The sequence below is a fragment of the Imperialibacter roseus genome (assembly GCF_032999765.1).
In the GTDB taxonomy this organism is placed as follows: domain Bacteria; phylum Bacteroidota; class Bacteroidia; order Cytophagales; family Cyclobacteriaceae; genus Imperialibacter; species Imperialibacter roseus.
This window is the reverse complement of record NZ_CP136051.1, coordinates 4,061,088-4,085,542: the sequence shown is the minus strand read 5'-3', so window position 1 is coordinate 4,085,542 and position 24,455 is coordinate 4,061,088. Positions and strand designations below refer to the sequence as shown.

The following is a 24,455-nucleotide window of genomic DNA, read 5'->3' as shown; positions in this document are numbered from 1 at the left end:
CTCATCCCCCGGCGAGGCGCCGAAAAGAGCCACGCCACAAGCGGACGCTTGCGGCATGAGGGTTTTGGTGACGGATAGGTGGAGTTTCAGCCAACCCAACCACAACGACGTCATCCCGATTGCGACGGAGGTGCGAGCCGACGTGGAACGGGATCCCCAAAACCTAGTAGCAAGCCGGATAAACCTCTTGGCCAGGTCGGAAGGGCGTTCCGGCACCGGGTTCCACATCGGCTCACTTCACTATCCCTTCGTTTCGATGACGGCGTGTTATCTGGGTTTTGCCCCCAACTGGTTCAAGCGTCTTGGACCTTTCGACTTTTCTTTAAACTTCTCGCTGATCCTCATTTGCAAAATCTATCAAAAGAGGACGTTTGGGCGGCTAATACCTGGTATAGTAGATCAACGCAAGAATATTGAATATCTCCAGCCGACCGAAGAGCATGTTTATCGATAGCAACACTTTTGCGCCGTCGGGGAGGCCCGAAAAGTTGCCCAGGGAGCTCACTCCTTCAAATCCGGGCCCCACGTTGCCAATGGTGGCGATGGAGGCGGAGAAGGCAGTGAGCAAATCGATGTTGTAGGCACTCAGGACCACGGTTGTTACAAAGAAAATGAGGATATACATCACAATAAAAACCTGTGTGTGCTCAATAATCTCCACCGGTATCCTTTGACCGTCAACCTTAGCCACTCTTACCAGTCTGGGATGAAGAATCTGCAATATCTGTGTCTTCAGCGCCTTAAAAAATATATAAACCCTGTCGAACTTAAGTCCTCCCGATGTGGATCCCACCATGCCGCACTGAATAGTGAAATACATCAGCACCATCATTGCCAGCGGGGGCCAGTGAGCGGTATCAACTGTGGCAAACCCTGTAGTAGTGCCCAGGGAGATCACCTGAAAGGCGGCGTGGCGGAAGGACGTGCCCAAAGAGTAGAGGCCGTCGGCATATAGCTTAAGCGCCACGATGGTGATGCCGATTGCCACCACCAGCAGAAAGGCTCGGGTTATCTCGGAGGTAAAAATATTGCGCTTGTGCCACATAATCGTGGTGAAAAGTAGCCCAAAATGAATCGCCGATAATACCATGAAAACTTCGGTTATCACTTCTATGGGCAGGCTGTTGAAGTGGGCGATGCTGAGATTTTTGGTAGAGAAGCCTCCCGTGGCAATAGTGGCAAAGGCGTGATTAACAGCATCAAAAAGACTCATACCGGCCACCCACAAAAGGCATGTTTGCAACACGGTAAGCCCCAGATACACATAGCCCAGCACGAGCAGCACCTGGCGCTTGCTTTGTTTGAAGTTTGTTTGAGACAGGGAAGAAAGCTCCGTGTTGAGCAGCACAAGCTTGGAGCTTGACTGCGGCAGTATCAGCAGCACGAACATGATGATACCAACCCCACCCATCCAGTGTGTGGACGACCTGAAGAAAAGCAATCCGGAGGGCAGGCGCTCAACATCGTTGAGAATAGTGGATCCCGTGGTGGTGAAACCTGAAACGCTCTCAAACCAGGCGTTTACCAGGTCAAACTCTACCCCCCACAACAAATAGGGAAGGGCCCCCACCAGGCACGTAACCACCCAGCCCAGCACCACCGTGAGTAAACCTTCAGAGAAATTTACTTCTTCGGTCGGGTGGGTAAAGAGAACGAACATGGCGCCAAACACCACGGCCGAAATCAGGCTGAATAGCAGCGGAACCGTAGAGGTTTCCAGCTGCACGGCTGAAATAATAAACGACAGCAGCAGGAAAAACCCCTGAAACAGCAGGATAAAGCCCAGGTAGCGAAGTACTGACTCCCCTCTCATTAGTTGACTTTGGCTTTTTGATCGTAAAATTTGTGCACTTTGCTGATCATCTTCTGAATGCCCTGCTCCAGCTCTCTGAATTCGTCGTCGGTCTTTTTGGTAGAAAACGAGAATGAAGACATATTGGCCCCGTACTTTTCGGTGGCGGCTATCAGCTCATATAAGGGAGCCATTAAGGACTGCCTCAAAAAATAGTTGAAGAGAAAAGCGAATACGATCACGGCCACGATGGCAACAATGCCGGGCATGATAGCCCTGTACGACCGTTCTTTTAGCACCGAAGCCTCGTCGTACATGCTGTTCTGATTGAGCTTCATCAATGCATACACAGCTTCCTTGGCCTGCAAAAAATCGGGGTTGATATCTGTGACGTACCAATTTAGATTCCCCTCCTTATCGGTGTCAACGATAGGCTTTTGCCACTTGGTTTTGTATTCGTTGTAGGCGGCTTTCACAGCTGCCACCCGCTCGTCCTCATGAAGCTCGGTGACATTGCCGACTGCCACGGCCATTGAAGCCATGAACACGCTGTCGGCAGCATCGATAATGTAGCGGCCTTTTTCCCAGTTGCCAAGCGAGAGCAAAAGAATGCCGCTGTCTTCACGCTCAAGGGCTTCAAGCATGTTCTGGCAGGCCTGGATGGTTTTATAGTTGTCTTCGATAAGGGCCGTTACCGATCGGTTTAAAAGCAGAAATTGATGTAGAACGATCGTGCCAGATGCGGCCAGCAGCACGGCCAGCAGCAGTATGCCAATAAAAATCTTGTGCCTGAGTTTACTGATCATTGTGTCCCATTAAAGTGATAGAATCTGACGAGCAACTATGTGAATGCATGCGAAGTTAGTCATCCTTCGCACTAAAGACCTCACTTTTTTCTCTTATTTAGCTGGCAGGTTTGTGCCCTTGCTCCTTGAAACTGCGGGCAACCGGGCACGGACAGACAGCTGCGCCCGGGTGACTTGGGGTTGTGTTTATAACATGGGCCGACGAATTTCACTTCCTCACCGCCTCATAGTAAAGCAGTATGGGCCCGGCTTTGAGGGTTATTGTTACCTGGCGCATCAGGTCATTGTAATGCTCGTGTATTTCATCGTCTGCAACTGTGTAGGTGTGGTCACAGTTCCCGTCGAGGGGTCATATTGATGGCGACGATAATTTTTCTCGTGGTAGTTGATGTTAGGGCTGTGGAGAGCGGTATCCGGCACAATAGGAGCATCATCTCCCTACCCTCCAATCATAATAACGACCCGCTGGTAGCGGGTGAGGGCGGGCTTGCCATTGTCGGTTGCTTCGAAAATGATGTGGATGGTCTGCCCCGGCCGCACATCTTCCGGCACCAGCACTTCGGCCTTCGAAGTATCTGCCAGGCTGATATCTACTTTGCCCCTGTAGGTGCCCACTGGCAGCTGCGACCACCTCACGGTCACCTTATTTCCATCAGGGTCGGAGGCAATGCCACGGAGGCGCACTTTTTGCCCGGGAGCGGCCACTACTGTGAGCGGCCCCTGTATGGTTACCGTTGGCTCATGATTGGCGTCGGCATACCTGGGGGTCACTGCCCATTTCATGCGGGCTGCAAAGTCCCGCTGCGCTTGCGGAAAGAAATTGGGGTAGGCTAGTTCTTCGGCTTTGCGTTCGTTGTTTGTGCTCCCCATTCGGTCGGCCATGGCATCAGCACTTGCGTCGGTGGGCATGTTGAAAATATCGGCAGCGGCCGTTCCGGCTTCTACCCGGCCACCCCAGCCGCCCCAGGTGCCTTGTTCGTAGGCCCGCAGTCCGTTGCCCAGCATGTTCATAAAGGTATGATTGTCGCCCTCTCCCAGCCACGAACCCCTGGCCTGCACAGGCATCCACACCACATAGCCCATTTTTTTCAGCTCTTCGGTGGTGTGGCCTGCCAGCCCGAAATAGTCGACAACGTCGCCCTTCACCATCTGCTTGCCGTCGCCCCACACCCGGTAGAGCTCGCCGAACGGTCCCCGGTCTGATACATTTTCTTTCATCCAGGCAGGGGTGAGGTAGGGAGCATTTTCCTCCGATGCCCTGATCTGGGCTCCATAGCCATAGTTGGGCCCGCCCCTGAACTGCCGGTACTCAATCTCCGGCCAGTTGGGTTTGATGTAAGTAGCGTAGGTGGCGTCCTGATCGCCGGAGGGCAGCAACACTACTTTTCTGGAGATTTTTTGCTTGATAGCATCCCATTCTGTGGTGAACTCATATTGGTCTTTGATGGACTTCAGCGCACGGGCAATGGTGCTCTGTCCGCCCCAGGCCGTAATGTACAGCTGGCCAGGCTCATTGTCCATGATCAGCGACCTGATGAGATCTGAGCCGGGAGTGTCTTTGGAGATATCGCCGTCGAATTCAATGTTACCGTACCGAATCTTTGACTTCAGCTCGTCAGGAGAGGGATACTGCTTGTTGTGGGCTTTGAGGTTAGGGTACGATTTTTCGTAGGCTTCCACAATGTCGTGGATAAAGCGCTCGCCCTCCGCCCATCGCCACGACTCGCAGGGGCAGAGGTCGAGACCGAAACGGTCGTATTCACGGCCTGGCACAAACCACTTGGTGCCTTTGCCGTCTCCCTTCCAGTGAAACTGGCTGCTGGCATAAATAAGGCCCTCTATTTTTAAGTCACTGCTGTAGAGTAGCAGGCGGATGAGAGAGTTGTTGTCGTCGAGCTCGGGGTCGGCGGTGATGATGATACGGGGCCTTTGGTCACTGGGTGTTTGTGCAACAAGGGTTGCTGTGTGCAGCGTGATCAGGGTCAGAAGAGTGAGAAAACACAGGCAATGGCTTCTTCGGTGTGGCGTTGTTAAATGCATAGTGGTTAAAGAGTGTTTGTTGGTGTTGGCTGCTTACTGTAGCCGACCTTTTGTCTAAGATACTGACATTTTTTTTGGTTTGGATATTTGTTATCTCATGCCCGCATTTCCTTCAATGGCGCTCAGCGTCAACAGGACTTAGCTTGGATGGATTAATAATGAACCTTTAAACTATTGTCTTCGCAGTGATTCGTGTCTCACGAACCACTCAAGGTGATGATGAGTATAGATTCGTGTCTCACGAACCAAGGGGTTAGTTTCATGCCGGTGTTGTCTTTTCAATAGCGACCGGCGCTAGAAAAGTTATCTAAAATAGTGAAATAATCATATTTAAGCAATCAAATAGCCAACGAATATTAGTAGGCCATTAAAATTGTACTATATTGTGTTTGCGCTTAATTTTGCATCCCAACCGACTTAGCTATGCAATTATCCCACCTTGTTGATTTCTTTCTACATCCGGTATACTTTGAGCAGCCCGATCAGCTACGGAAAGGACGCCTGTTTGTCCGTGGTTGTTTGCTCACCAGCTTGTTCTCCACTTCTTATGTTTGGCTGAGTGTGCTTTTTGAGTACCAAAAGGGCGTTTATTTCATGGTGATGAACGTAGTCGGTTTTTTGTTGCTGCCCCTGCTTGCTAAAACCAGGCTTCCTATCGCCTTGCTGGGCAATCTGTATGTGACCCTGGGCGCTACGGCAGTGCTGGTGCTTACTTATTTTTCGGGGGGCATCTGGTCGGCTATTTACCCATGGATCGTCAGCATTCCGCTGCTGGCGTTATTGGTCGTAAATAAATTTTCAGGGGCAGTTTGGGGTGGGATTGCGCTGGCGTGCATGGTTTATTTTGGCGTTTTGGATATGAGGGGTATTGCATTGCCGGTAGAGTATAATGTGGAAATGAAAACGTGGTGGTTTACGACGATTCTCACAGGACTGCTCTTGATTATCCTTTTTGTTGGGTTCGTTTTTGAGGTTGTGCAAACGGGGGCACTTCGGGAGCTTGAAAGCAAAAATGCAAAGCTTGAAGAGCAAAAGACGACCATTGCCAGCCAATCGGAAGCGCTGGAGAAACTTATCGAGGAGAAAGATTACATCATCCGAATTCTCGCCCATGATTTGAGGAACCCCTTGAGCAACATCGATGGCCTGGCAGATATGATGGAGAGTAAGCGCTATGTGGGTCAGGAAGATGAGTTTCTGGGGATGGTGAAGCGCACTGCCAATAATGCACTTCACCTGATTGAGCGGGTACTCGAGATGGACAAAGCTGATCAAAGAGAGTCAATTGACATGGATCCGGTTGATGTGGCCGAGGTATTGCAGGAACTCATCGAATCCATCAATGAAACAGCCCGGCGGAAGGACATCGCTATTAAGCTAAACAACGCAGCCAGGTCTACGTCGGTGGTGGGAGAGAGGGTGTATGTCCTTCAGATTTTCGAGAACCTGCTTTCCAATGCCATCAAATTTTCGAAGGGAGGTACCAAAGTCAGCATAACGGTGGCGAATACCAACTCGTCGCTGATGGTGAAGGTAGCGGATGAAGGCCCGGGCGTACGGCCCGAGGAGGAGGACAGGCTGTTCAAGAAGTTTTCGAAACTAAGCAGTCGGCCTACCGGCGAAGAAAGCTCGGCTGGCCTGGGATTGTCACTAGTAAAACGCTATGTGGAGTTGCTGGGAGGAAAAATATGGCATGAAGGGGGTGCTGCCATAGGGGCTACCTTTGCTGTTGAGCTTCCACTCACCGGGAGACCAGACCGGGGCTAACGTTTTAGCGGTTGTGCCAACACGTTTGATTTGGAAAAAAGAGAATATTTCAAAATTGCGGCGGTTTATTTGCCTACGTCCTTCCACTCCTTAAATTCACGGCAAAGAGCAACAACATGGACCTGATTAAATATGAAACTGGGGAGCGCCTGGCGTGGATCACCCTTAACCGCCCCGAAAAACGAAATGCCCTTAGCCATGAGTTGGTAGCAGAGCTGAAGGAAGCCTTTCAAAAAGCAGCCTACGATCCGAAAGTGAAAGTGATCATCCTGAAGGCTGAGGGAACGTCGTTCTGCGCCGGTGCTGACATCGCCTATTTGCAGCAATTGCAAAGCAATACCTACGAAGAAAACCTGGAGGACAGCATCCACCTCAAAGAGTTGTTTGAGATGATCTACACCATTCCCAAGGTGGTAATTGCCCAGGTACAGGGCCCTGCCATTGCGGGTGGCTGTGGGCTGGCCACTGTTTGCGACATGGTGTACGCCGTGCCCGAAGCCCAGTTTGGCTACACGGAGGTCAAGATCGGCTTCATCCCAGCCATTGTGATGGTTTTTCTGGTGCGGAAGCTGGGAGATGCAAAGGCAAGAGAACTGCTGCTGACCGGGCAGCTGATAGATGCAAAAAAGGCCTGGGAGTTGGGTATTGTCAATGAGGTAGTTGAAGCGGACAGGCTAGCATCCAGGGTGGAGGAAATGGCTGCGAAACTCATTAGCAGCAACTCCGAGCAATCGATGGGCATGACCAAACAAATGATGGCAGAGGTGCAGCAGATGTCCATTGTGGATGCTTTGCAATATGCCGCCGAACAAAACGCCGTTGCCCGCTCGACCAAAGACTGCAAGAGAGGGATGGCAGCCTTTTTGAACAAAGAGAAGATCACCTGGTAACGACTTTGGGCGAAATGACTTCTAATTAGGAACGTCATTCCGAGAGAGCACGAGAGTGTTGATCGATCTACCTGCACGTTTAGCGATCGTGGGAATCTTCGTTAAGTGTGACCGGACGTAATTAATACCAACCATTTTTTCGAACCAATGCTGGTTCTTCTCTCCTCTTGCCTTAGCTTTAGATTTACTCTTCCTGACGACTCAATTGTAACATCATGAAAAGTCCCTTAGTCCTGCTGTTCACCTTTCTCTTCAGCTTTTCCGTCGGTTTGGCGCAAAACGCCATTGCACCGCTTTTCCCGGTAACAATCACCCACGATTTCAGCAACCCGGACAAGACTTTTAACGACGTGAGAGAACTGATCCTGAACAACTATTACTCTGCCGACATCACAGAACAGGCGCTCTACTGGGCTGCTATTGAAGGCATGCTGCGCCATATTTCGCCACCTGAAAATCCCGGCCTGGCAAAAATATGGACGCCGGAGGAGTATGAAAACATTCTGAACTCACTTAAGGGCGTAAAGGTGTCGCTTGGTTTTAACAGCACCTTCAACACCAACGACGGCAGCCTCACGGTAACCGAGGTGCTGGAAGACTCGCCTGCCGTGGGCAAGCTGCAAGTGTACGACCGCATCGTGCGCATCAACGGAGAGGTGCTGAAGGGCAAAACGCTTGCCTTTGTCAACGACCTGCTGGATGGGCCAGCCAACTCAGAGGCCAGTCTGAAAGTGATCCGGGACGTCAGCGTGATGGACGTAAAGCTGAAACGGGCTGCCTTTCCTTCCAACGACCTGAAAGTGACTGTGCTTCCTGGAAGGCCAGCGGCCCTGGTAGAAATTAAAAATGTGTCGCAGGGGCTTACGCAGCAGCTGGCTGCCGACTTGCAAAAACTGAAAGAGCAGGGAGTAAAAAAAATACTGCTCGACCTGCGCAACAATCCGGGTGGGGTGCTGAACGAAGGGGTGAGCATAGCCAACCTGTTTTTAAGCAAGAACAATATCATTGTGCGCACAGTGGCCCGCAGCGACAAAGCCACCCCCATCGTGGCTGACAGAGAGGCACCTTTCGATTTTGAAATGGTGGTGCTCGTGAATAAGAACACCGCTTCCGCCGCCGAGATCATTGCATCAGCTTTGCAGGATCACAAGCGGGCCACCGTTATCGGCACCAAAACATTTGGCAAAGGGGTAATTGAAACCACCTACACACTCGAAAACCAGTACAGGGTGAAGTTTATCAGCAGCGCTATGTATTCACCTGCTGGGCGGTCGTGGCAGGCCAGCGGTGTGCTGCCCGATTTTCTCGTGCAGCAGGAGCCGTCGGTAAGCGAATCGATGGCCAAGCTGCCCATCGACCAGCGGGTGAGCAACGATATTTACCTCATCACTGCTATCAAGCTTTTGCAATAGATATCTTCGAATAGTGAAAGCGCCAGCCGACATATTAAAGCAATATTGGGGATACGATGCCTTCCGGCCCTTGCAGGAAGACATCATTCAAAGTGTGCTCGACGGCAACGACACACTGGCCCTCCTGCCCACGGGAGGCGGCAAATCCATTTGTTTTCAGGTGCCTGCCCTGTGCATGGAAGGGATTTGCATAGTGGTGTCGCCCCTGATTGCCCTGATGAAAGACCAGGTATTCCAGCTTCAAAAACGGGAAATTGAAGCCGAGGCCATTTACTCAGGCATGAGCAAAAGAGAAATAGACATCATTCTCGACAACTGCATCTATGGTAACATTAAGTTCCTGTACGTTTCACCGGAGCGGCTGCTGACGGAGATTTTCATCGAGCGGGCAGCCAAAATGAAGGTATCGCTGTTGGCCATCGACGAGGCGCACTGCATTTCCCAATGGGGCTACGACTTCAGGCCGCCTTATCTGCAAATAGCCGATTTCAGGGAAAAAATTCCCGACGCAAAACTCATCGCTCTGACTGCCTCGGCCACATTGAAAGTGCAGCAGGACATACAGGATAAGCTAAGGATGAAAGCAGCGGCTGTTTTCATGAAGAGCTACGCCAGAAAGAACCTGTCGTACTCGGTGTTTAAGGTGGAAGACAAAGGCAGGAAGCTGCTGGAGGTACTCACCAATGTGCCTGGATCGGCCGTGGTGTATGTGAGGAGCCGCAAGCGCACCGAGGAGTTGGCCAAATGGCTCATGTCGAACCGCATTTCTGCCTCCTACTATCATGCAGGGCTGAATGCCATGGAGCGGGCCAACCGGCAAACCCACTGGATCGACAACAAGGTCAGGGTGATGGTGGCTACCAACGCATTTGGCATGGGCATCGACAAACCCGATGTGCGGGTCGTCATCCATGTCGATATTCCTGACAGCCTCGAGGCCTACTACCAGGAAGCGGGTAGGGGAGGCCGTGACGAGAAGCTTGCCTACGCAGTCATGATTTACCTGGCAGCGGACGTAAAGGAGCTGAAGGAACGCACCCTTCGCTCACTGCCAGAGGTAGAGTACCTCAAAAAGGTATACCAGGCACTGGCCAACTACTTCAAGCTGGCGGTGGGCAGTTCGCAATTTGTGTCGTTCGACTTTGACTATGAACAGTTCATCAAAACCTACCAGCTGAATCCGTTTGAAGCCTTCGCTGCGCTGAAAAAACTGGAAGAGGAAGGGCTGATCCAGCTGACAGAGAGCTTTTATCAGCCATCGAGGCTGTTTGCTCAGGTCGACAAGCAGGAGCTTTATAAGATTCAGGTGGCTAACGCCAATTTGGATCCAGTGATCAAGGCTACGCTCCGCCTTTTTGGTGGTGAGGTGTTCGCTCATTTGACCACAATTTCCGAAAGTGACATTGCCAGGCTGGCCAATTGCACGAGGGCTGAAGTGGTAAAGCAGTTGACGTATTTGGACGCACAGGGGGCCTTTGTGTACGAAAAAATGAAGGACTCACCCCAGGTGCAGTTCCTCACTCCCCGCCAGGATGCCGCTAAGCTTTCCATCGACAAGCAACGCCTGGCGCAACGAAGAGAAGAGCTGATTGACAAGGTAGACGCCATGCTAAAATACCTGCAGCAGGAAGTGAGGTGCAGAACGCAGGTGATTCAGGAATACTTTGGCGAAGAAAACGACATCCCCTGCGGGATGTGCGACTACTGCATCAGGCAAAAGAAGATCCTTCAGTCAGAAAATGACTTCAATAAACTGCTGACACAGCTGATGGATGAAATTGGAAAGAATGAGGTATCACTGGAGCAACTAATGAAGGGGCATTCTGGCAAGACAAAGGAAGCAAGAATGTACGGAATCAGGCACTTACTGGATGAAGAAAAGGTGCGATACAATGAAGTAGGGAAGCTGATACTCACTTAGCCAGCATCGTCTGCTGAGGCACGTGACTATTTTCCGCTGTTGGAATGCTCACAATAAACAGACAGCCCCTGCCAATTTCACTTTCTACCTGAATATCCCCTCCCAGCGCCTGGGTAAGCTTTTTTGCTATGGACAAGCCAAGGCCTGTGGAAGACTCATTTCCAGTAGCCTTATTGCTGGTGGTAGTGTATTTTTCAAACAAGGTCAATTGTTCCTTTTTAGAAATACCGGGGCCATTATCTTTTACTATGATGGCACAGTGCTTTGGTTGCATGGCAAACTCCAGGCTGACAGTGGCACCCGACTGGCAATACTTTATAGCATTCGACAAAAGGTTGGAAAGGATTTGCGAGATGTAGTCGCCGTCAGTTAACACCTTGTGCTTTTTAGGTGTTGGCGTAAATTGTAGCTCAATATCTTTTGATGCAGCTTTTGGACTAAACTCACTCATCGTTTCAAGTATCAAATCATTGATACTCACCATCTCAAGCTCTGGTACCCTGCTGGCTGGCGCAGCTTGCTCATTCCTGCCCAGGAACTTAGAGATGCTACTATTGATTCGCTGGCAGATGGATTCTATCAGTTGCACATATTCTTTTCTCTCTTCTGCAGTAGTGGCTTCATGCTCCAGCAGCCCGGCGATGGAAACAATATTGTTTACAGGGCTGCGCATGTCGTGTGCCACAAGCTTAATTAAGTCACTTTTTTCGTCGTCAAGTTTCTTCAGCTCAATATTTTGATTGTTCACCTGCTCGTTAACAGCATAGAGCTTCTTTGTGATCTTCTTTAGCTTTAGCTGGTCAAAAGCAATGAATGCAAGCAGCGCCACAAAGAAAATTGTAGCGGCCAGGTAATATTTTGACAAGGTGCTGGTGCTTGCCAACTCCCCCTGTGTGGCTTCAAGTTGATTGTTGAGGGCTTGGATTTTAAGGTTGGATTTTTGGATTTCGAAAGAGGCCACCATATCGGCGATGTAGTTTTTATACCCCTCTGAGTTAATCGAGTCCTGAAGAGTATAGGCCCTCGAAATATCTTTTAGCGCCTGCCCTTCCAGTCCCATTTTCTTAAGGATCTCTGCTTTTGTAAAGAGTGCCCTGGTCAGCAGGGCAATTGCTTTGGTTTTTTCGCTTTTTGCAAGAGCAGAGTCAACCATCTTAATAGCATTTGTCAGCTGCCCATGTTTTAAGTACGAGCTGGCCAAATCCAGCATTATTTCACCTTTTTCAATTTCGTTGGAGCCCTTGTCGATGATCGACTGAGCTTCGAGAAAAGTATTTTTGGCTTCGCTGTAAAGTCCTTTAGCGAGGTAAAATTTCCCCAACGCCCTAAGGCCCAATGCCTTGGTTTGTGATGAATGACGCTCTTTGTCGATTTGTACGAGCCCTACCTTGTAGTTTTCAAAAGCTAGTGTGTCCTGGTTCAAACCCGCATAAATATCTCCCAGGAGAATATAGGAAAAGCCTGCATCAATTTTAACGTTATTGCTGAGGCTGAACTCATCACATTCTCTTATTTTTTCAAGTGCTTTTTTAAATTCTTTGTTCTTGATATACACCGAAGCTTCATCGTAGAAGCAGTAGGCTATCAGCTCATGCTGCTCAGCTTTTTTGTAGGTGGCAACGGCATCCCTGAAGTACTTTAGCGAGTAGTCGAAAAAACCAAAATGAGAGTATACAAGGCCAATGCAGTGCAAAGACCGACCTATGAGTCGATTGTCCTCAATTTCAACACTGATATTTCTGGCCTGCTCAAGAAGCGTGAGCGCAGCAATGATTTCTCCATTATTGAGCTTCATCATGCCCTCTTCTTTGATGGCGAAGGCCAGGCCAGCTTTATAGTTGAGCTCTTCGGCTAATTTTTTTGCTTGCTGAATATAAGTGCTGGCTCTTCCGGGTTCAGAGATATTGTAGTACAGGGAGAGCTCGTTCAGCACGTCCACAAGTTGCTCTTTCTCACTGGTTTGGAGCAGGTTGGTCAAGCTGTCCCGACTTTTGTCGGAAGGGAAATAGACGGAGCCAGCCAATAGATTGGCTGAAATAGAAAGGATTACAATGAAGAGAAGAAGTGATTTCACCTTTGTAAAGCAGTCTTTTATAGGTTAAAGCACTCTAAGGATATTATTAAGGTCTGTGGTCTACGAAAATATAAAAAGGCGGCTTTAAAGCCGCCTTTTTTTTATTTATTTTCAGGGTGTGGCTCTATTGAAGGGCCTTTACGCCCGGAAGTTCTTTGCCTTCCATGAACTCAAGAAGGGCTCCGCCTCCTGTTGATACGTAACTTACCTTGTCTCCGTAGCCGAGTGTGTTAACGGCAGCAGCAGAGTCACCTCCCCCAATGAGAGAAAAAGCACCATTGCCTGTTGCTTTCACTACAGCGTCGGCGATTTTCTTTGTTCCATTAGCGAACTTTTCCATTTCAAACACGCCCATAGGCCCGTTCCAGAGAATAGTTTTGCTGGATTCTACCACCTTCGAAAAGATGGCCGTTGCCTCAGGCCCGATGTCAAGCCCCATCCAGCCGTCGGGTATAGAGTGGTTGTTGGCCACTTTTGTGTTGGCGTCGTTGCTGAAGTTGTCAGCTATTATCGAATCGATAGGCAAGTGAAGCTCAACACCTTTTTCTTTGGCTTTCTGAATCAACTCTTTGGCGAGTGAAAGCTTGTCTTCCTCTACCAGTGATTTGCCAATATGGCCGCCCATTGCTTTGAAGAACGTGTAGGACATGCCGCCGCCAATGATGAGGTGATCAACTGTATCCAGCAGCCTTTCTATGATCAGTATTTTATCGGAAATTTTAGCACCACCCATAATGGCCGTAAATGGCTTTGTGGCATTTTCAAGTACCTTCTGTGCGTTGTCAAGCTCTGCCTGCATCACGTAGCCACACACCTTGTCCTTCATATAATTGGCTACAATGGTGGTAGAGGCGTGGGCCCTGTGGGCAGTGCCGAAGGCGTCGTTTACGTACACATCGCCATGCTTAGCAAGTTTTTGAGAAAACTCAGCATCACCTTTTTCTTCCTGCTTGTAAAACCTCAGGTTTTCGAGTAACAAAACACCTCCTGGTTGTAGATCGGCACTCATTTTGAAAGCAGCGTCGCCAATACAATCGTCTGCAAACTGAACCTTTGTTCCAAGGGCTTCACTTAGGTAGGCAACTACATGCTTCAGCGAGAACTTGTCTTCCGGCCCTTCCTTCGGGCGGCCCAAATGGCTCATGAGAATCACCGAGCCTCCGTCTTTTAATATTTTATTGATAGTCGGAATGGCTGCCCTCAAGCGGTTGTCGTCTGTGATATTGTTTGACTTGTCGAGGGGCACATTAAAATCGACCCGTATTAGCGCTCTTTTTCCTTGAAAGTTGTACTGATCTAGTGTTATCATAAAAGGTTTTTAATTTTTTAAAACCAGGGAAATAAATTGGCTCGAGAATGTGGGCTAATGATAGATGTAAAATTACTTTTTTTAGGCGAGTTTGAAAGCGGTTCGCAGGGTCTTTCATTTTCAGCTATGCCTGGGCACGCTTCAGGCGGTCATTAATGGCCTTCCCCAAACCGATTTCCGGGACATATTCAGCAACAATGCAGTTGGCAGCTGTTTTATCCATTTTTCGCATGGCTGAAAACAGGTTGGCGGCTGCTTCATCAATATTTCCCGTTTTCGACAGGATGAACTTATGGTTTTCGGGCACCTCAGGATAGTCTTTCTGAAATGAAATAACCGCCACTTTCAGCGGGTTTAATTTGGGGATCAGCTCTTCCAGGTCGCCAATAACTACCCTTTTCACAGGAGCGTAGTGGCTTTTTAGCATGCCTGGTGCGGTGGGGTCGGAGCTCATATTAGTTCTTATGCGCACTGTGCCAATGAGCTTTTCTATTTCGTCAATTCGCTTACCACCCAGCCGATAAACAACCGGCTTATTGTTTTCGAACCCGATAATGGTCGACTCAATACCCACTCTGCAAGGTCCCCCATCGAGGATGTAAGGAATGGCTTCCCCAAGTTGGTCCTGCACATGGTGTGCCGTGGTGGGGCTTACATAGCCAAATGGATTGGCACTGGGTGCCGCCAGCGGATAGTCAAGCTTTTCCAGCAATTCCGTAGTGATCGGGTGATCGGGAATTCGCACCGCCACAGTTTTTAACCCGGAGGTTAGCAGGAGCGGAATCCTTTTTTTCTTTGGAAGCAGTAGTGTGAGCGGGCCGGGCCAAAATGCCTCAGCGAGGTCAAGTGCTACATCCGGGATGTCCTTAACAAATGTCTTCACTTTTTCGAGGCTATTGGTGTGTGCAATAAGCGGATCGAACGAGGGCCTGTTCTTTACCTGAAAAATCTTTAAAACGGCGGATTCATTAAAAGCATTTCCCGCAAGACCATACACGGTCTCGGTAGGGAGCCCTATCAGTTGCCCCCGATCCAGAAAGGATTTTGCTTGGTCTATGTCGATCCCTATTTCCGCCATGAAATTTCATCAGATACTGCGAATCTACAATTATTCTGTTTATTTCGTGATGTATTAAATTACACACAAAAAATATTTTAAAGCTATGAGTCAAAGAACAAGATCTGTCATAAAACTAATCGCCGTACTCGTTGTGCTGCTACTTGTTTTGGGTGAGTTGAGTATTGTCATTATCCCTGCTATTGCTGCCTACAAGTTTTGGCTTATGGTCATCGCCTTTATGTTGGTGCTGATTAGTTCCAAATAGGATAAAACAAAGAATATCTTGCAGATGCTCCTGAAGGAGTTTTGACTATTCAAAGGTATGAATTAGCGCTGCCTACGATTAATCGCCCAATATTTTGTAGAAAATAAGGAAATACTTACATCAGTTCTTTGCTTTCATAGCACTATTCTGATGTGTTATCTTTCTGAAGGGCATACAAGTATTGTTTTTTGCACCAAAACTTACATGTATAATATTGCCAGGTTTAATGCCTGAATAGTATCATAGCAGCGCTCTATATTTGAATTAATTAATCAAATGGAAAACGATCCAATTGATTAGGTTCTTTAAGGTTTAATTAAGGTTGATGGTGGGCCCCGAGCAGATTTTGTCTGCCGGGGTTTCTTATTTTTAGTGGTTGAGTATGAGCCTGACGGTTTTTTGTTCACCTGAGGCCAACTGTATCCGGCAAAAGTAAACTCCATCCACCACTGCCGTGCCCGTCACGTTCGTTCCATCCCATGTCATAGTAGTGGCCCCTTCAAACTGTGTACCCCAAACAAGCGTTTTGACCTGCTGGCCCGCTGCATTGTAAATGATGGATTTCACAATTTGCTTTTTTGGTATTTCGAAGGGAATGCTGATCAAATCAGTGAAAGGGTTGGGGTAGGGGGCACCAACAATAAATTTCTCCGAAGAAGGTTTTTTTTCGATCACCAGATGATCCGATATAAAGGTTTCAAATATCCCATTTCCATGGGTAGCAATGGCCAGCCGCCCGTCAAGCGGATTGTAGCTTAGCATGGGGATGACGCTGTACCCAACCACGTCTGCACCTTCTCTTGACCAGGTGGTGGCAGTTCCCGACAGCGCTTCGGTTGCGTAAAGCCCCGATCCGGTTCCCACGGCAGCCATTAGCTCACCGTCTTTCATAGGGATGAGCTGCCCCCAACGGACACTGGGGCCATTTCCTGTTCCATCCGCATTCTCCTCCAGGTTGCCACTGATGTCGATGAACGAAAGGCCACCATCGTCTGAAAAGAAGACACTGGGAATGCCGTAGTTGGAAAATACTACCATGATATTGTGGTGATCGGAAGGGTCGATAGAAATGGAGCTTATGAAAGCCTGCGGAAAACCAGGGTCCGTGATTTCCTCCATATCAAAACTATTTCCATTTGCTAATGGCAGTTTGAAGAGCCTTCCTGTGCTGTTGCCGTAGAGCAGCCACTTTTCGCCTGTGGTGCTTACCTCCATGGCTGTGATTTGCCCTTCCGGAATAACCGACGACTCAAGCCGCTGCCAGTTGGTGCTTGTCTTGTCTTGCGAACCATTGGCGATTTGGCTTAAGTTCGAGTTTCTCCAGATAACATTTCCACCTGCCAGGAACATGATATTATTGTTGACAGGGTCGAGCCTGAAGGGGTTCACGAACAGGTAGCCATTGTCGCTGGCGAGGCCCCCATTGAGTGGATCCACTCTGGCATAGCCGGTGAGTTCGAATTTAGTATTGAATGTAAGCCGGTAGATTTGCGCCATTTGCGCCGACACATACCAAAATGTGCCGTCGGAGGTGGTTTGGCAGTAGCTGCCATCCCCCGAAAAAACCTGATCCCACGGAGGGTTTTCGCCAGGTGCACTTCTGAGGTATGTGCCATTGTCCTGCATACCTCCCACCATCAGGTCGCTGTACTCATATTTGGGGATGTCAATGGTGAAAAACTGAGAGGTGAGGTAGCCGTTGTTAAGGCTTAGCCAGTTTACTTCTTTCGATAGTCCACTCCAGGTTATAGAGATTCCTGCGTCATGCCCGGAAAGCATTTTGGCTGGATCGGAACTGTAAAAGGTGAGCACATGCTGGTCGGCGTGGTGATTGGAATACTGGCTGGCGTTGTTTTCCGGGCTGTAGCCACCAATCCACTCTGTATTGTCTTTGCTTTTGAATCCGTCAGAAGAACGAAACAAATTGGTACCACCCAAGAACACTATGTTTTCATCTGTGGGGTGCACCTCAAGTAGCATATTGTAGCCGTTTTGGGTATCAAACTCGCCCACTCTGCCGCCAAAGTCTGGTATGTTGGATGACAAGTTCTCCCAAATATACTTGTCGCCAGATGCCAGGTAGGTGGCTTTCCACAGATTAGTAGCGGCTGCATCAACTAAAAAGTAGATGACCTTTTCGTTAGATGGCGAAGGTGTGATGACTATCCTTCTATATTGAGAGGGAAACCCTGTGGGGGTAATGTTGACCCAGGATAGTCCATCTTCTGATCTGTAAATACCGGCTTTTGCCCAGTTGTTGTCGGCGTTGCTCACAGTGCTCAACGCACCATACTTAATCCCACTTTTGGTAATTGACACGTCACTAAAGAAGGGGAAGGTTTTGTTATTCAAATCGGTACCGGGCGGCTCGCTCAGCAAATCTGCACCCAGCACAGTTGCCCAGGTCTCGCCGCCGTCGGAAGAGCGGATCACACCTCCAATAGTGGCGGCATATAGTTCGTCTTCATTGCTGTTGGCCGTGTTGATGGCAAGTTTGTAGATGTACTGGAAAGGACTCCCAAAGGTGGTAACATCTCCTGACACAGTAGCACTCAGTGGCTGCCAGGTAAGTCCCTTGTCGGTCGATTTGAAAATACCGTCGCCTCTGTAGGGCGTGGAATTGTTGCCTCTGGCCGAGTTGAAAAGCGAATACTCACCGGTGCCAAAGTACCAGGTATCGGTGCGGCCATCCCGAGTGTCCTGCACCAGACAACTCACGCTGTTGATCATTTCGGGGGGCGTGATTCTTTTCCATATAATGCCTTCGTTTTCAGTTCGCCACAAGCCACCGGAAACGCCTCCCGCCAGAATTACCTTTTCATTGCTGCGGTCGATGGCCAGCGCCCGGGTACGTCCGCCTACGTTGAACGGCCCTCGTGGGATGTATGCCCTTTCCTCGGTTCTCGCAAAACCACCGAGCTTCATTTCTCTGCTTGTAGGCAGCTGTCGGGTAAACTTGAGGGCCTTGCTGTGAATACCGGCCGGGATCGCTCCTGACGCCGGGTCTGCCAGCATCATATGTTCGAAGTTGGCTCTGGCATCCGGATCTTCCTCAACCCCCAGGCTGGTGGGGGTAAACGGCGTGGCCAGTACTTCAGCCGACTGCTGGTCGCCGTCGTTTGAAAACTTTCCTAAAAAGTAAATCGAAAGGACGCCGCAGACTAGTAGCAGTGCGGAGATAAAGAGAATCCTTCTGTTCATATCAACTTCACTGTGTCAGGTTAGCGATGCCTTTAGCTTGAGTGTTTTTTTAACCATCCGGAGAATCGATTCTTCAAAACCTGCTTCTTCAGTAACAGCCGACAAGGGCACCCACCTTACATCTCTGCTTTCGTTGCTTACAACAAGGGGAGCCGAAACTTCAGCCATGGCAATAAACCTGATGTCGTAGTGAAAATGAGCCGGCTCGTTGCCTCTTTCAGGAATAAGGTGGATATCGATATCAAAAACATCTTTGGTGATCCATTTATAGGCGCTAAGCCCTGTTTCTTCTTCGAGTTCTTTGGCGGCCACTTTCAATACGTCCTCTTCACCATCGGCATGACCGCCTGGCTGCAGCCACCTGTTAAGTTTTTTGTGGTGCAACAGTACTACCTGATCAAGAGCTGAAGAAACTACCCAGGCAGAGCCGGTGATATGGCCAGAAACCAAATCTCTGCGGAAGCAACCTGGGAAGTTTTGAAGAAGAGATACAAACCTTGGAGCGTAATGAACCTCACTTGTGTGTGATGTTTCGTAATGGCTCAAAAGGCTGGTCAATTCTTTTCGGGACATCCGGCCTACTGAATCACAATGTTTACTTTGTTCATTCTTCCTTCTTGTAGCGGAGCTGTTTCAGCGCCCTCGCCGTTGTTGTCAAGGTCTCCTTTTCTGGCCACAACAAAATATGGCTTTGGATCCAGTTTGGTGAATGTTACTCTCCCTTTCTGGTCAGTTAATTGCGCCTCTTGTACCGGATTCGTTTCTTCTATGTAGTTTTCTTCTGTGGCATAAAGAGTCACAGTAACGCCCTCTTCTGCATTACCAAGGCTATTCAACACGGTGATTCTCAGGTTGGTGGGGAGCAACTGAGTGGAAGACGTAAGCAGCACGAAGCATGCAATCATTAAAATATTTAAGCCTGTAATTCTGTAAGCAATTCTTTTCATTGTTTTGAGATTTATAACGGTTTTAAGTTTATCAGTCAATGGTAAACAAATGTGAGATCAATTCTCTATGGTCTTCAGCAGGCTCATATTGTCTGTCGAAGTAGATATTAGCCAACAGCTTAATATAGCTCGGCTGATCATCGATCAATATGTGCTCCACAAGAATGTTACCAAAAAGTTGTTTGGACAGCTGGTCAGCGGCACCGATAGGTGGTTTTAGGTAGTGTTTCTCTCTGGTTTCAACTGTGTCGTTCTTTTCCGTGATCGTCACATCGCTGTTTACCTGCCTGTAGCCCAATGTTTTGCTGATATCAGCCAGGTAGTCGAACAGAAACTGAAACTCCTGCTTATCGAAATCAGGAGAGTAGGTCAGCGCAAATCCGTTGGACGCCGAGGAGGCAAATACATGCACATTGGGCTCACTTTGAACTCCTGCTTTTTTGAAATGATAGGAGCGGCTGTAGTCTGAGATCATTTTGGCGGCACGGCCATCCAGCTTCCATTGCTCATAGCCCTGCAGGTATTTTTCATTTCTTACAATTACCTCTTGAAGGATGAGCGAAGTTTCGCTGACCTGATTGTTGAATAATTTCTGATATAACTGATCGAAGAATGCCATTTCCGAAAGATAACGAGATGCAGGGTGGATTAGTTAAAACAAGAATAGATTTTTATAGATTGGCTTAAATAATCAAACAAAGATGAAGAAAATATATTCAGACGAGGCACCTAAAGCCATAGGGCCCTATTCGCAGGCGATCAGGTCAGGTAGTCTCGTATTCTGTTCGGGGCAAACACCCATTGTGCCCGACACCAACAAAATGGTTGACGGCGAGATAGGGCCGCAAACCCGGCAGGCACTGATGAATTTGTCGGCCGTGCTGAAAGCAGAGGGTTTATCTTTGGCCGACGTAGTGAAAACGACGGTATTTCTTAAAAACTTCAGAGACTTCCCTGCCATGAACGCTGTGTATGCAGAAGTGTTTGGAGAGCATCAGCCTGCCAGAAGCACAGTGGAGGTAAGCAGGCTGCCCCTGGATGCATTGGTGGAGATTGAATGCGTGGCAGAGACCAACTGATAACAAAAGCCTAAAGAGACTTGTTGTTATGTTATGATTTCTATCGCTTTCGTTTTGATGTCAATGGTTGGGTTGGGTGGAGAGAAGTCCGGCGACCCACTAGTGCCGTTTGCCTGGAAAAACAGAATCATCCTTTTCTTTCATTCTGAATCAAATGCTGGCATCGGCGTTGAGCAGGTGGCGCTTTTTAAAAAGCAACAAAAAGAGTTTGACGATCGTGACCTTGTGTTGGGGGTCATTGAAGGTGGGAGAAACGGGGCAATTGGCGGAGCATCGATTGGTGCCAAAGATGCCGCCACGTTGCAGCAAACTTTTAACCCCACTCATAGTCATTTTTTAATCGTTCTGATTGGAAAAGATGGCGGTGTTAAGCTAAAGGAACAAACTGTGGTGTCAGTAGAAACAATTTTCGACCTGGTAGATTCTATGCCTATGCGGCGGGCAGAGATGAGGAGAAACCAGTAATGTTAGGCGACGGTGCGACTGGGGGCAGGCAACTAATTTTTATTCAAGGTAACTTCATTGGCAAGCGGTAGCCCCTCGTTGAAGCTCCTGATGTTTTGCAGCGTCGTTAACGCAATTTGCTCCAGTGCTTCACTGGTAAGAAACGCCTGATGCGCTGTAATCAGCACGTTGGGGAAGGTCATCAGGCGGGAGATAACGTCGTCGTCAATGATGACATCGGAGAAATCCTGGAAGAAAAGGTGTTCTTCCTGTTCGTATACATCAATGCCCAGGGCCCCGAGGCGGTGGCTTTTCAAAGCATCGATAGCGGCCAACGTGTCAATCAAAGCTCCTCTGCTGGTGTTGATCAAGAGGGCTCCCGGTTTGATGTGTTGCAACGCTTCCTGACCAATCAGGTGGTGGGTTTCAGGTGTCAGCGGGCAGTGAAGCGATAGGATATCAGACTGAGCAAGTAGCTCGTTCAACGGGTAGTACACAATGCCCTTTTCAGTGAGTTCCGTATTTGGAAACGGATCGTAGGCTATCACCCGGCAGCCAAATCCCAGCATAATGCTGGCAAAAGTGGCCCCAATTTTACCGGTGCCAATCACTCCAACAGTTTTACCAAAGATATCGAACCCGGTCATGCGCTCCAGCGAGAAATTCCCTTCCCTCACCCTGTTGTATGCTTTGTGGGTTTTTCTGTTCAGCGTTAACAACAATGCGACCGCATGCTCGGCCACGGCGTGAGGAGAATAGGCGGGTACCCTCACGACCTTGATGCTGGCTTTGGCAGCGGCTTCCAGGTTTACCTGATTGAACCCGGCACACCTGAGAGCTATCAGCCGAACCTTCTTACTTTTCAACACTTCAATGACTTGCTCATTGATAGCGTCGTTCACAAAACAGCAAACAACTGCTCCATCAGGAATGACTACCGCAGTGATGGGGTCAAGATTTGCCTCTATGAATATGAAGTCAAATTCCTTGTTGGCTTTTTCGAAGTATTCTTTGTCGTATGATTTGGTGCTAAAGAATACGATTTTCATGTTCGTTTGTGCTACTTGGACTTTCTCTTGAATCCTCCCTTTTTCGCTGGTGCTGCTTCGGCCAGCTCCACGCATTCGGCGTAGGTCAGCTCCTTGGGCTCTTTGCCTTTTGGGATCTTCACGTTCTGTTTGCCAAACTTGATGTAAGGGCCAAAGCGACCGTTTAGCACCTGAACTTCTTCGTTTTCAGTGAATTTCTTGATGAGCCTGTTGGCTTCCAATTCTCTCTTAGCCCTGATAATCAATACAGCCTCTTCCTCAGTGACTGTCATTGGGTCAAAATCCTTGGTAAGCGAGTAAAACTGACTTTTATGACGAATATAAGGCCCAAATCTGCCGATAGCAGCTACCATTGGTTCCTCTTCAAACAGCCCAATCTCTCTGGGAAGCTTGAATAGCTCAAGGGCGTCCTCCAATGTTATATTCTCCATCAGCTGCCCTTTTTTCAGGCTGGCGTATTTGGGCTTCTCGTCTTCGGTTGCTTCGCCAATTTGGGCCAGCGGACCAAAACGACCTAGCCTGACAGTCACTTTCTTGCCGCTGGCCGGGTCAATGCCCAGCTCTTTGCTGGCACCTACTTCCGACCGGTCAACCTTTTCGGTGCTTTCTACCCTTGGGTGAAATTTGCCATAGAAGGAGTCAATCATTGTTTGCCATTCCACTTTGCCAGAGGCTATGTCGTCAAACTCTTTCTCCACCCGGGCAGTAAAAGTGAAGTCGATCACATTCGGGAAATGGAGCACCAGGAAGTCGTTGACTACCATGGCCAGGTTGGTGGGGAAGAGCTTCATTTTTTCGGCACCATAGTTTTCAGTACCTGTTTTGGCTGTGATTTTGCCGTTGGCCAGCGTCAGCTCCCTGTATTTTCTCTCCTTGCCGTCACGAGACTCCTTAATAACGTATTCTCTTTTTTGGATGGTGGAAATGGTTGGTGCGTAGGTCGACGGACGGCCTATGCCCATTTCTTCCAGCTGTTTTACAAGACTCGCTTCTGTGTACCTTGTAGGTGGGCGTGTAAACGATTCTTTGCCAGTTATTTCCCTCAAAGTCAGCTTTTCACCGACCTTCAATGGTGGCAGCATGCCTTTTGCTTCTTCTTCATCCTCCTCGTCGTCGGTCGACTCTATATACACTTTAAGGAAGCCTTCAAATTGGATCACTTCTCCGGTGGCAGTTAGTACCTCATCGGTAGTGGAAATGCCAATGGAAGCGATGGTTTTTTCAATTTGCGCATCCGCCATTTGGGAGGCGATTGCTCTTTTCCAGATCAGGTCGTAAAGCCGCTGTTCATTTCTTTCTGCACCGGCTGTGTGAGCCGAGAAGTCCGTAGGCCTGATGGCTTCGTGAGCTTCCTGAGCACTTTCCGACTTGGTTTTATACTTTCTGTTTTGAACAAAATCGTTGCCATACGATGACTTGATTTCGTTGGTGGCACCGCTGACGGCCTCGTCTGACAGGTTGAGTGAGTCAGTTCTCATATAAGAGATCTTACCCGACTCATAAAGCCGCTGAGCGATGGTCATGGTCTGACTCACCGAGAAGCCCAACTTACGGCTGGCCTCCTGCTGTAGGGTAGAAGTGGTGAATGGAGGTGCTGGTGACCTTTTAGTAGGCTTTTTCTCTAAGTTTTTGATAGAGAACTCTGCGCCGTTACACTTCTCAAGAAAGGCTTGTGCTTCGGCCTCGGTCTTAAATTTTTTGCCAAGCTCTGCTTTCAGTACCTTACCACCTGCAAGCAGAAAATTGGCTGTGATTTTGAAAGAAGACTCAGAGTTGAAATGTTCAACTTCTCGTTCTCGGTCCACCACAAGGCGTACGGCAACGGATTGCACCCGGCCAGCTGAGAGACCAGTTTTTATTTTTTTCCAGAGAATGGGAGACAGCTCGAAACCAACCAGGCGGTCAAGTATGCGGCGGGCCTGCTGGGCATTTACCAAATCGATATCAATGCCTCTTGGGTTCTGAATGGCATTGTCAATTGCCTTCTTGGTAATTTCCCTGAAAACGATCCGCCTTGTGTTCTTATCGTTCAGGTCCAGCGCCTCCTTTAAATGCCACGAAATGGCTTCTCCTTCACGGTCATCGTCACTAGCCAGGTAAATCATCTCAGCTTCCTTCGATAATTTTTTCAACTGCTTGATGACTTCCTTCTTATCGGCCGTTATTTCGTAGGTCGGCTTAAAACCATTCTTGATGTCAATCGCTTTATCGCCTTTGGGCAGATCACGAACATGGCCGTAACTCGACGTAACTGAATAGTCCTTCCCTAAGTATCCTTCAATTGTTTTTGCCTTTGCTGGCGACTCGACTATTACTAGGTTTTTCGACATTTCTCTGGATTTTTTCCTTTCTACCAAAATGGTGAGGCGGTCAAATATCTTTAAAAAAAAACAAAAAAA

At 48.7% G+C, this 24,455-nt stretch carries 19 protein-coding genes; 7 read left to right on the top strand and 12 right to left on the bottom strand.

What is annotated here, in order from left to right; genetic code table 11:
- Nucleotides 1-379: 379 nt before the first annotated feature.
- The 3 genes from RT717_RS17125 to RT717_RS17115 form a co-directional block, all read right to left on the bottom strand.
- Complete coding sequence (locus RT717_RS17125; RefSeq protein ID WP_317487607.1) at nt 380-1,813, bottom strand: TrkH family potassium uptake protein; 1,434 nt, start codon at nt 1,811-1,813, stop codon at nt 380-382.
- Nucleotides 1,813-2,598 (bottom strand): methyl-accepting chemotaxis protein, encoded by a 786-nt coding sequence (locus RT717_RS17120; protein ID WP_317487606.1) that lies wholly within the window; start codon nt 2,596-2,598, stop codon nt 1,813-1,815. Before RT717_RS17120 ends, RT717_RS17125 begins: the two co-directional genes overlap by 1 nt.
- Nucleotides 2,599-3,036: 438 nt before the next feature.
- Nucleotides 3,037-4,638, bottom strand: coding sequence for a DUF1593 domain-containing protein (locus RT717_RS17115; protein ID WP_317487605.1), 1,602 nt, complete (start codon nt 4,636-4,638; stop codon nt 3,037-3,039).
- Nucleotides 4,639-5,061: 423 nt separating this feature from the next.
- Between RT717_RS17115 and RT717_RS17110 the strand changes: the two genes are divergently transcribed.
- From RT717_RS17110 to RT717_RS17095, 4 genes are all read left to right on the top strand, one after another.
- Nucleotides 5,062-6,405 carry a sensor histidine kinase gene (locus tag RT717_RS17110; RefSeq protein ID WP_317487604.1) on the top strand — a complete coding sequence of 448 codons (1,344 nt, stop codon included), beginning with the start codon at nt 5,062-5,064 and terminating at the stop codon, nt 6,403-6,405.
- 116 nt (nt 6,406-6,521) lie between these two features.
- Nucleotides 6,522-7,295, top strand: coding sequence for an enoyl-CoA hydratase/isomerase family protein (locus RT717_RS17105; RefSeq protein WP_317487603.1), 774 nt, complete (start codon nt 6,522-6,524; stop codon nt 7,293-7,295).
- A 215-nt stretch (nt 7,296-7,510) separates the two neighbouring features.
- Nucleotides 7,511-8,707: a S41 family peptidase gene (locus RT717_RS17100; protein WP_317487602.1), complete on the top strand. Its 1,197-nt coding sequence runs from the start codon at nt 7,511-7,513 to the stop codon at nt 8,705-8,707.
- A 13-nt stretch (nt 8,708-8,720) separates the two neighbouring features.
- Entirely contained in the window at nt 8,721-10,628 is a 1,908-nt protein-coding gene (locus RT717_RS17095; RefSeq protein WP_317487601.1) for a RecQ family ATP-dependent DNA helicase, read from the top strand.
- On the opposite strand, the gene RT717_RS17090 is transcribed toward RT717_RS17095, so the two are convergent.
- From RT717_RS17090 to RT717_RS17080, 3 genes are all read right to left on the bottom strand, one after another.
- Nucleotides 10,621-12,702 carry a tetratricopeptide repeat-containing sensor histidine kinase gene (locus RT717_RS17090; protein WP_317487600.1) on the bottom strand — a complete coding sequence of 694 codons (2,082 nt, stop codon included), beginning with the start codon at nt 12,700-12,702 and terminating at the stop codon, nt 10,621-10,623. The two genes, RT717_RS17095 and RT717_RS17090, sit on opposite strands and share 8 nt — an antisense overlap.
- A 124-nt stretch (nt 12,703-12,826) precedes the next feature.
- Nucleotides 12,827-14,011 carry a phosphoglycerate kinase gene (locus RT717_RS17085; RefSeq protein ID WP_317487599.1) on the bottom strand — a complete coding sequence of 395 codons (1,185 nt, stop codon included), beginning with the start codon at nt 14,009-14,011 and terminating at the stop codon, nt 12,827-12,829.
- Between the two features lie 124 nt (nt 14,012-14,135).
- Nucleotides 14,136-15,089: an L-threonylcarbamoyladenylate synthase gene (locus tag RT717_RS17080; protein WP_317487598.1), complete on the bottom strand. Its 954-nt coding sequence runs from the start codon at nt 15,087-15,089 to the stop codon at nt 14,136-14,138.
- Between the two features lie 85 nt (nt 15,090-15,174).
- On the opposite strand from RT717_RS17080, the gene RT717_RS17075 reads away from it, so the two are divergent.
- Entirely contained in the window at nt 15,175-15,336 is a 162-nt protein-coding gene (locus tag RT717_RS17075; RefSeq protein ID WP_317487597.1) for a hypothetical protein, read from the top strand.
- A gap of 369 nt (nt 15,337-15,705) precedes the next feature.
- Here RT717_RS17075 and RT717_RS17070 read toward each other — a convergent pair whose 3' ends face one another.
- From RT717_RS17070 to RT717_RS17055, 4 genes are read right to left on the bottom strand one after another with little or no spacing between them, the layout of a single operon-like run.
- On the bottom strand, nt 15,706-18,537 hold the full coding sequence (locus RT717_RS17070; protein WP_317487596.1) for a FlgD immunoglobulin-like domain containing protein: 2,832 nt from the start codon (nt 18,535-18,537) through the stop codon (nt 15,706-15,708).
- 15 nt (nt 18,538-18,552) lie between these two features.
- The gene (locus RT717_RS17065; protein WP_317487595.1) at nt 18,553-19,110 is read right to left on the bottom strand and encodes an NUDIX hydrolase; all 558 of its coding nucleotides are present in this window, start codon (nt 19,108-19,110) and stop codon (nt 18,553-18,555) included.
- Nucleotides 19,111-19,115: 5 nt separating this feature from the next.
- A complete protein-coding gene (locus RT717_RS17060; protein ID WP_317487594.1) occupies nt 19,116-19,484 on the bottom strand; it encodes a carboxypeptidase regulatory-like domain-containing protein in 369 nt (122 codons plus the stop codon).
- A 31-nt stretch (nt 19,485-19,515) separates the two neighbouring features.
- Nucleotides 19,516-20,103, bottom strand: coding sequence for a hypothetical protein (locus RT717_RS17055; protein WP_317487593.1), 588 nt, complete (start codon nt 20,101-20,103; stop codon nt 19,516-19,518).
- 82 nt (nt 20,104-20,185) lie between these two features.
- Here RT717_RS17055 and RT717_RS17050 point away from each other — a divergent pair, with 82 nt between their 5' ends.
- The gene (locus RT717_RS17050) at nt 20,186-20,563 is read left to right on the top strand and encodes a RidA family protein (RefSeq protein WP_317487592.1); all 378 of its coding nucleotides are present in this window, start codon (nt 20,186-20,188) and stop codon (nt 20,561-20,563) included.
- A gap of 33 nt (nt 20,564-20,596) precedes the next feature.
- Nucleotides 20,597-21,028: a DUF4174 domain-containing protein gene (locus RT717_RS17045; RefSeq protein WP_317487591.1), complete on the top strand. Its 432-nt coding sequence runs from the start codon at nt 20,597-20,599 to the stop codon at nt 21,026-21,028.
- 32 nt (nt 21,029-21,060) lie between these two features.
- Here RT717_RS17045 and RT717_RS17040 read toward each other — a convergent pair whose 3' ends face one another.
- Together RT717_RS17040 and topA are read right to left on the bottom strand one after the other, a co-directional pair.
- Entirely contained in the window at nt 21,061-22,056 is a 996-nt protein-coding gene (locus tag RT717_RS17040; protein WP_317487590.1) for a 2-hydroxyacid dehydrogenase, read from the bottom strand.
- 11 nt (nt 22,057-22,067) lie between these two features.
- Nucleotides 22,068-24,386 carry a type I DNA topoisomerase gene (topA, locus tag RT717_RS17035; protein ID WP_317487589.1) on the bottom strand — a complete coding sequence of 773 codons (2,319 nt, stop codon included), beginning with the start codon at nt 24,384-24,386 and terminating at the stop codon, nt 22,068-22,070.
- Nucleotides 24,387-24,455 lie beyond the last annotated feature (69 nt).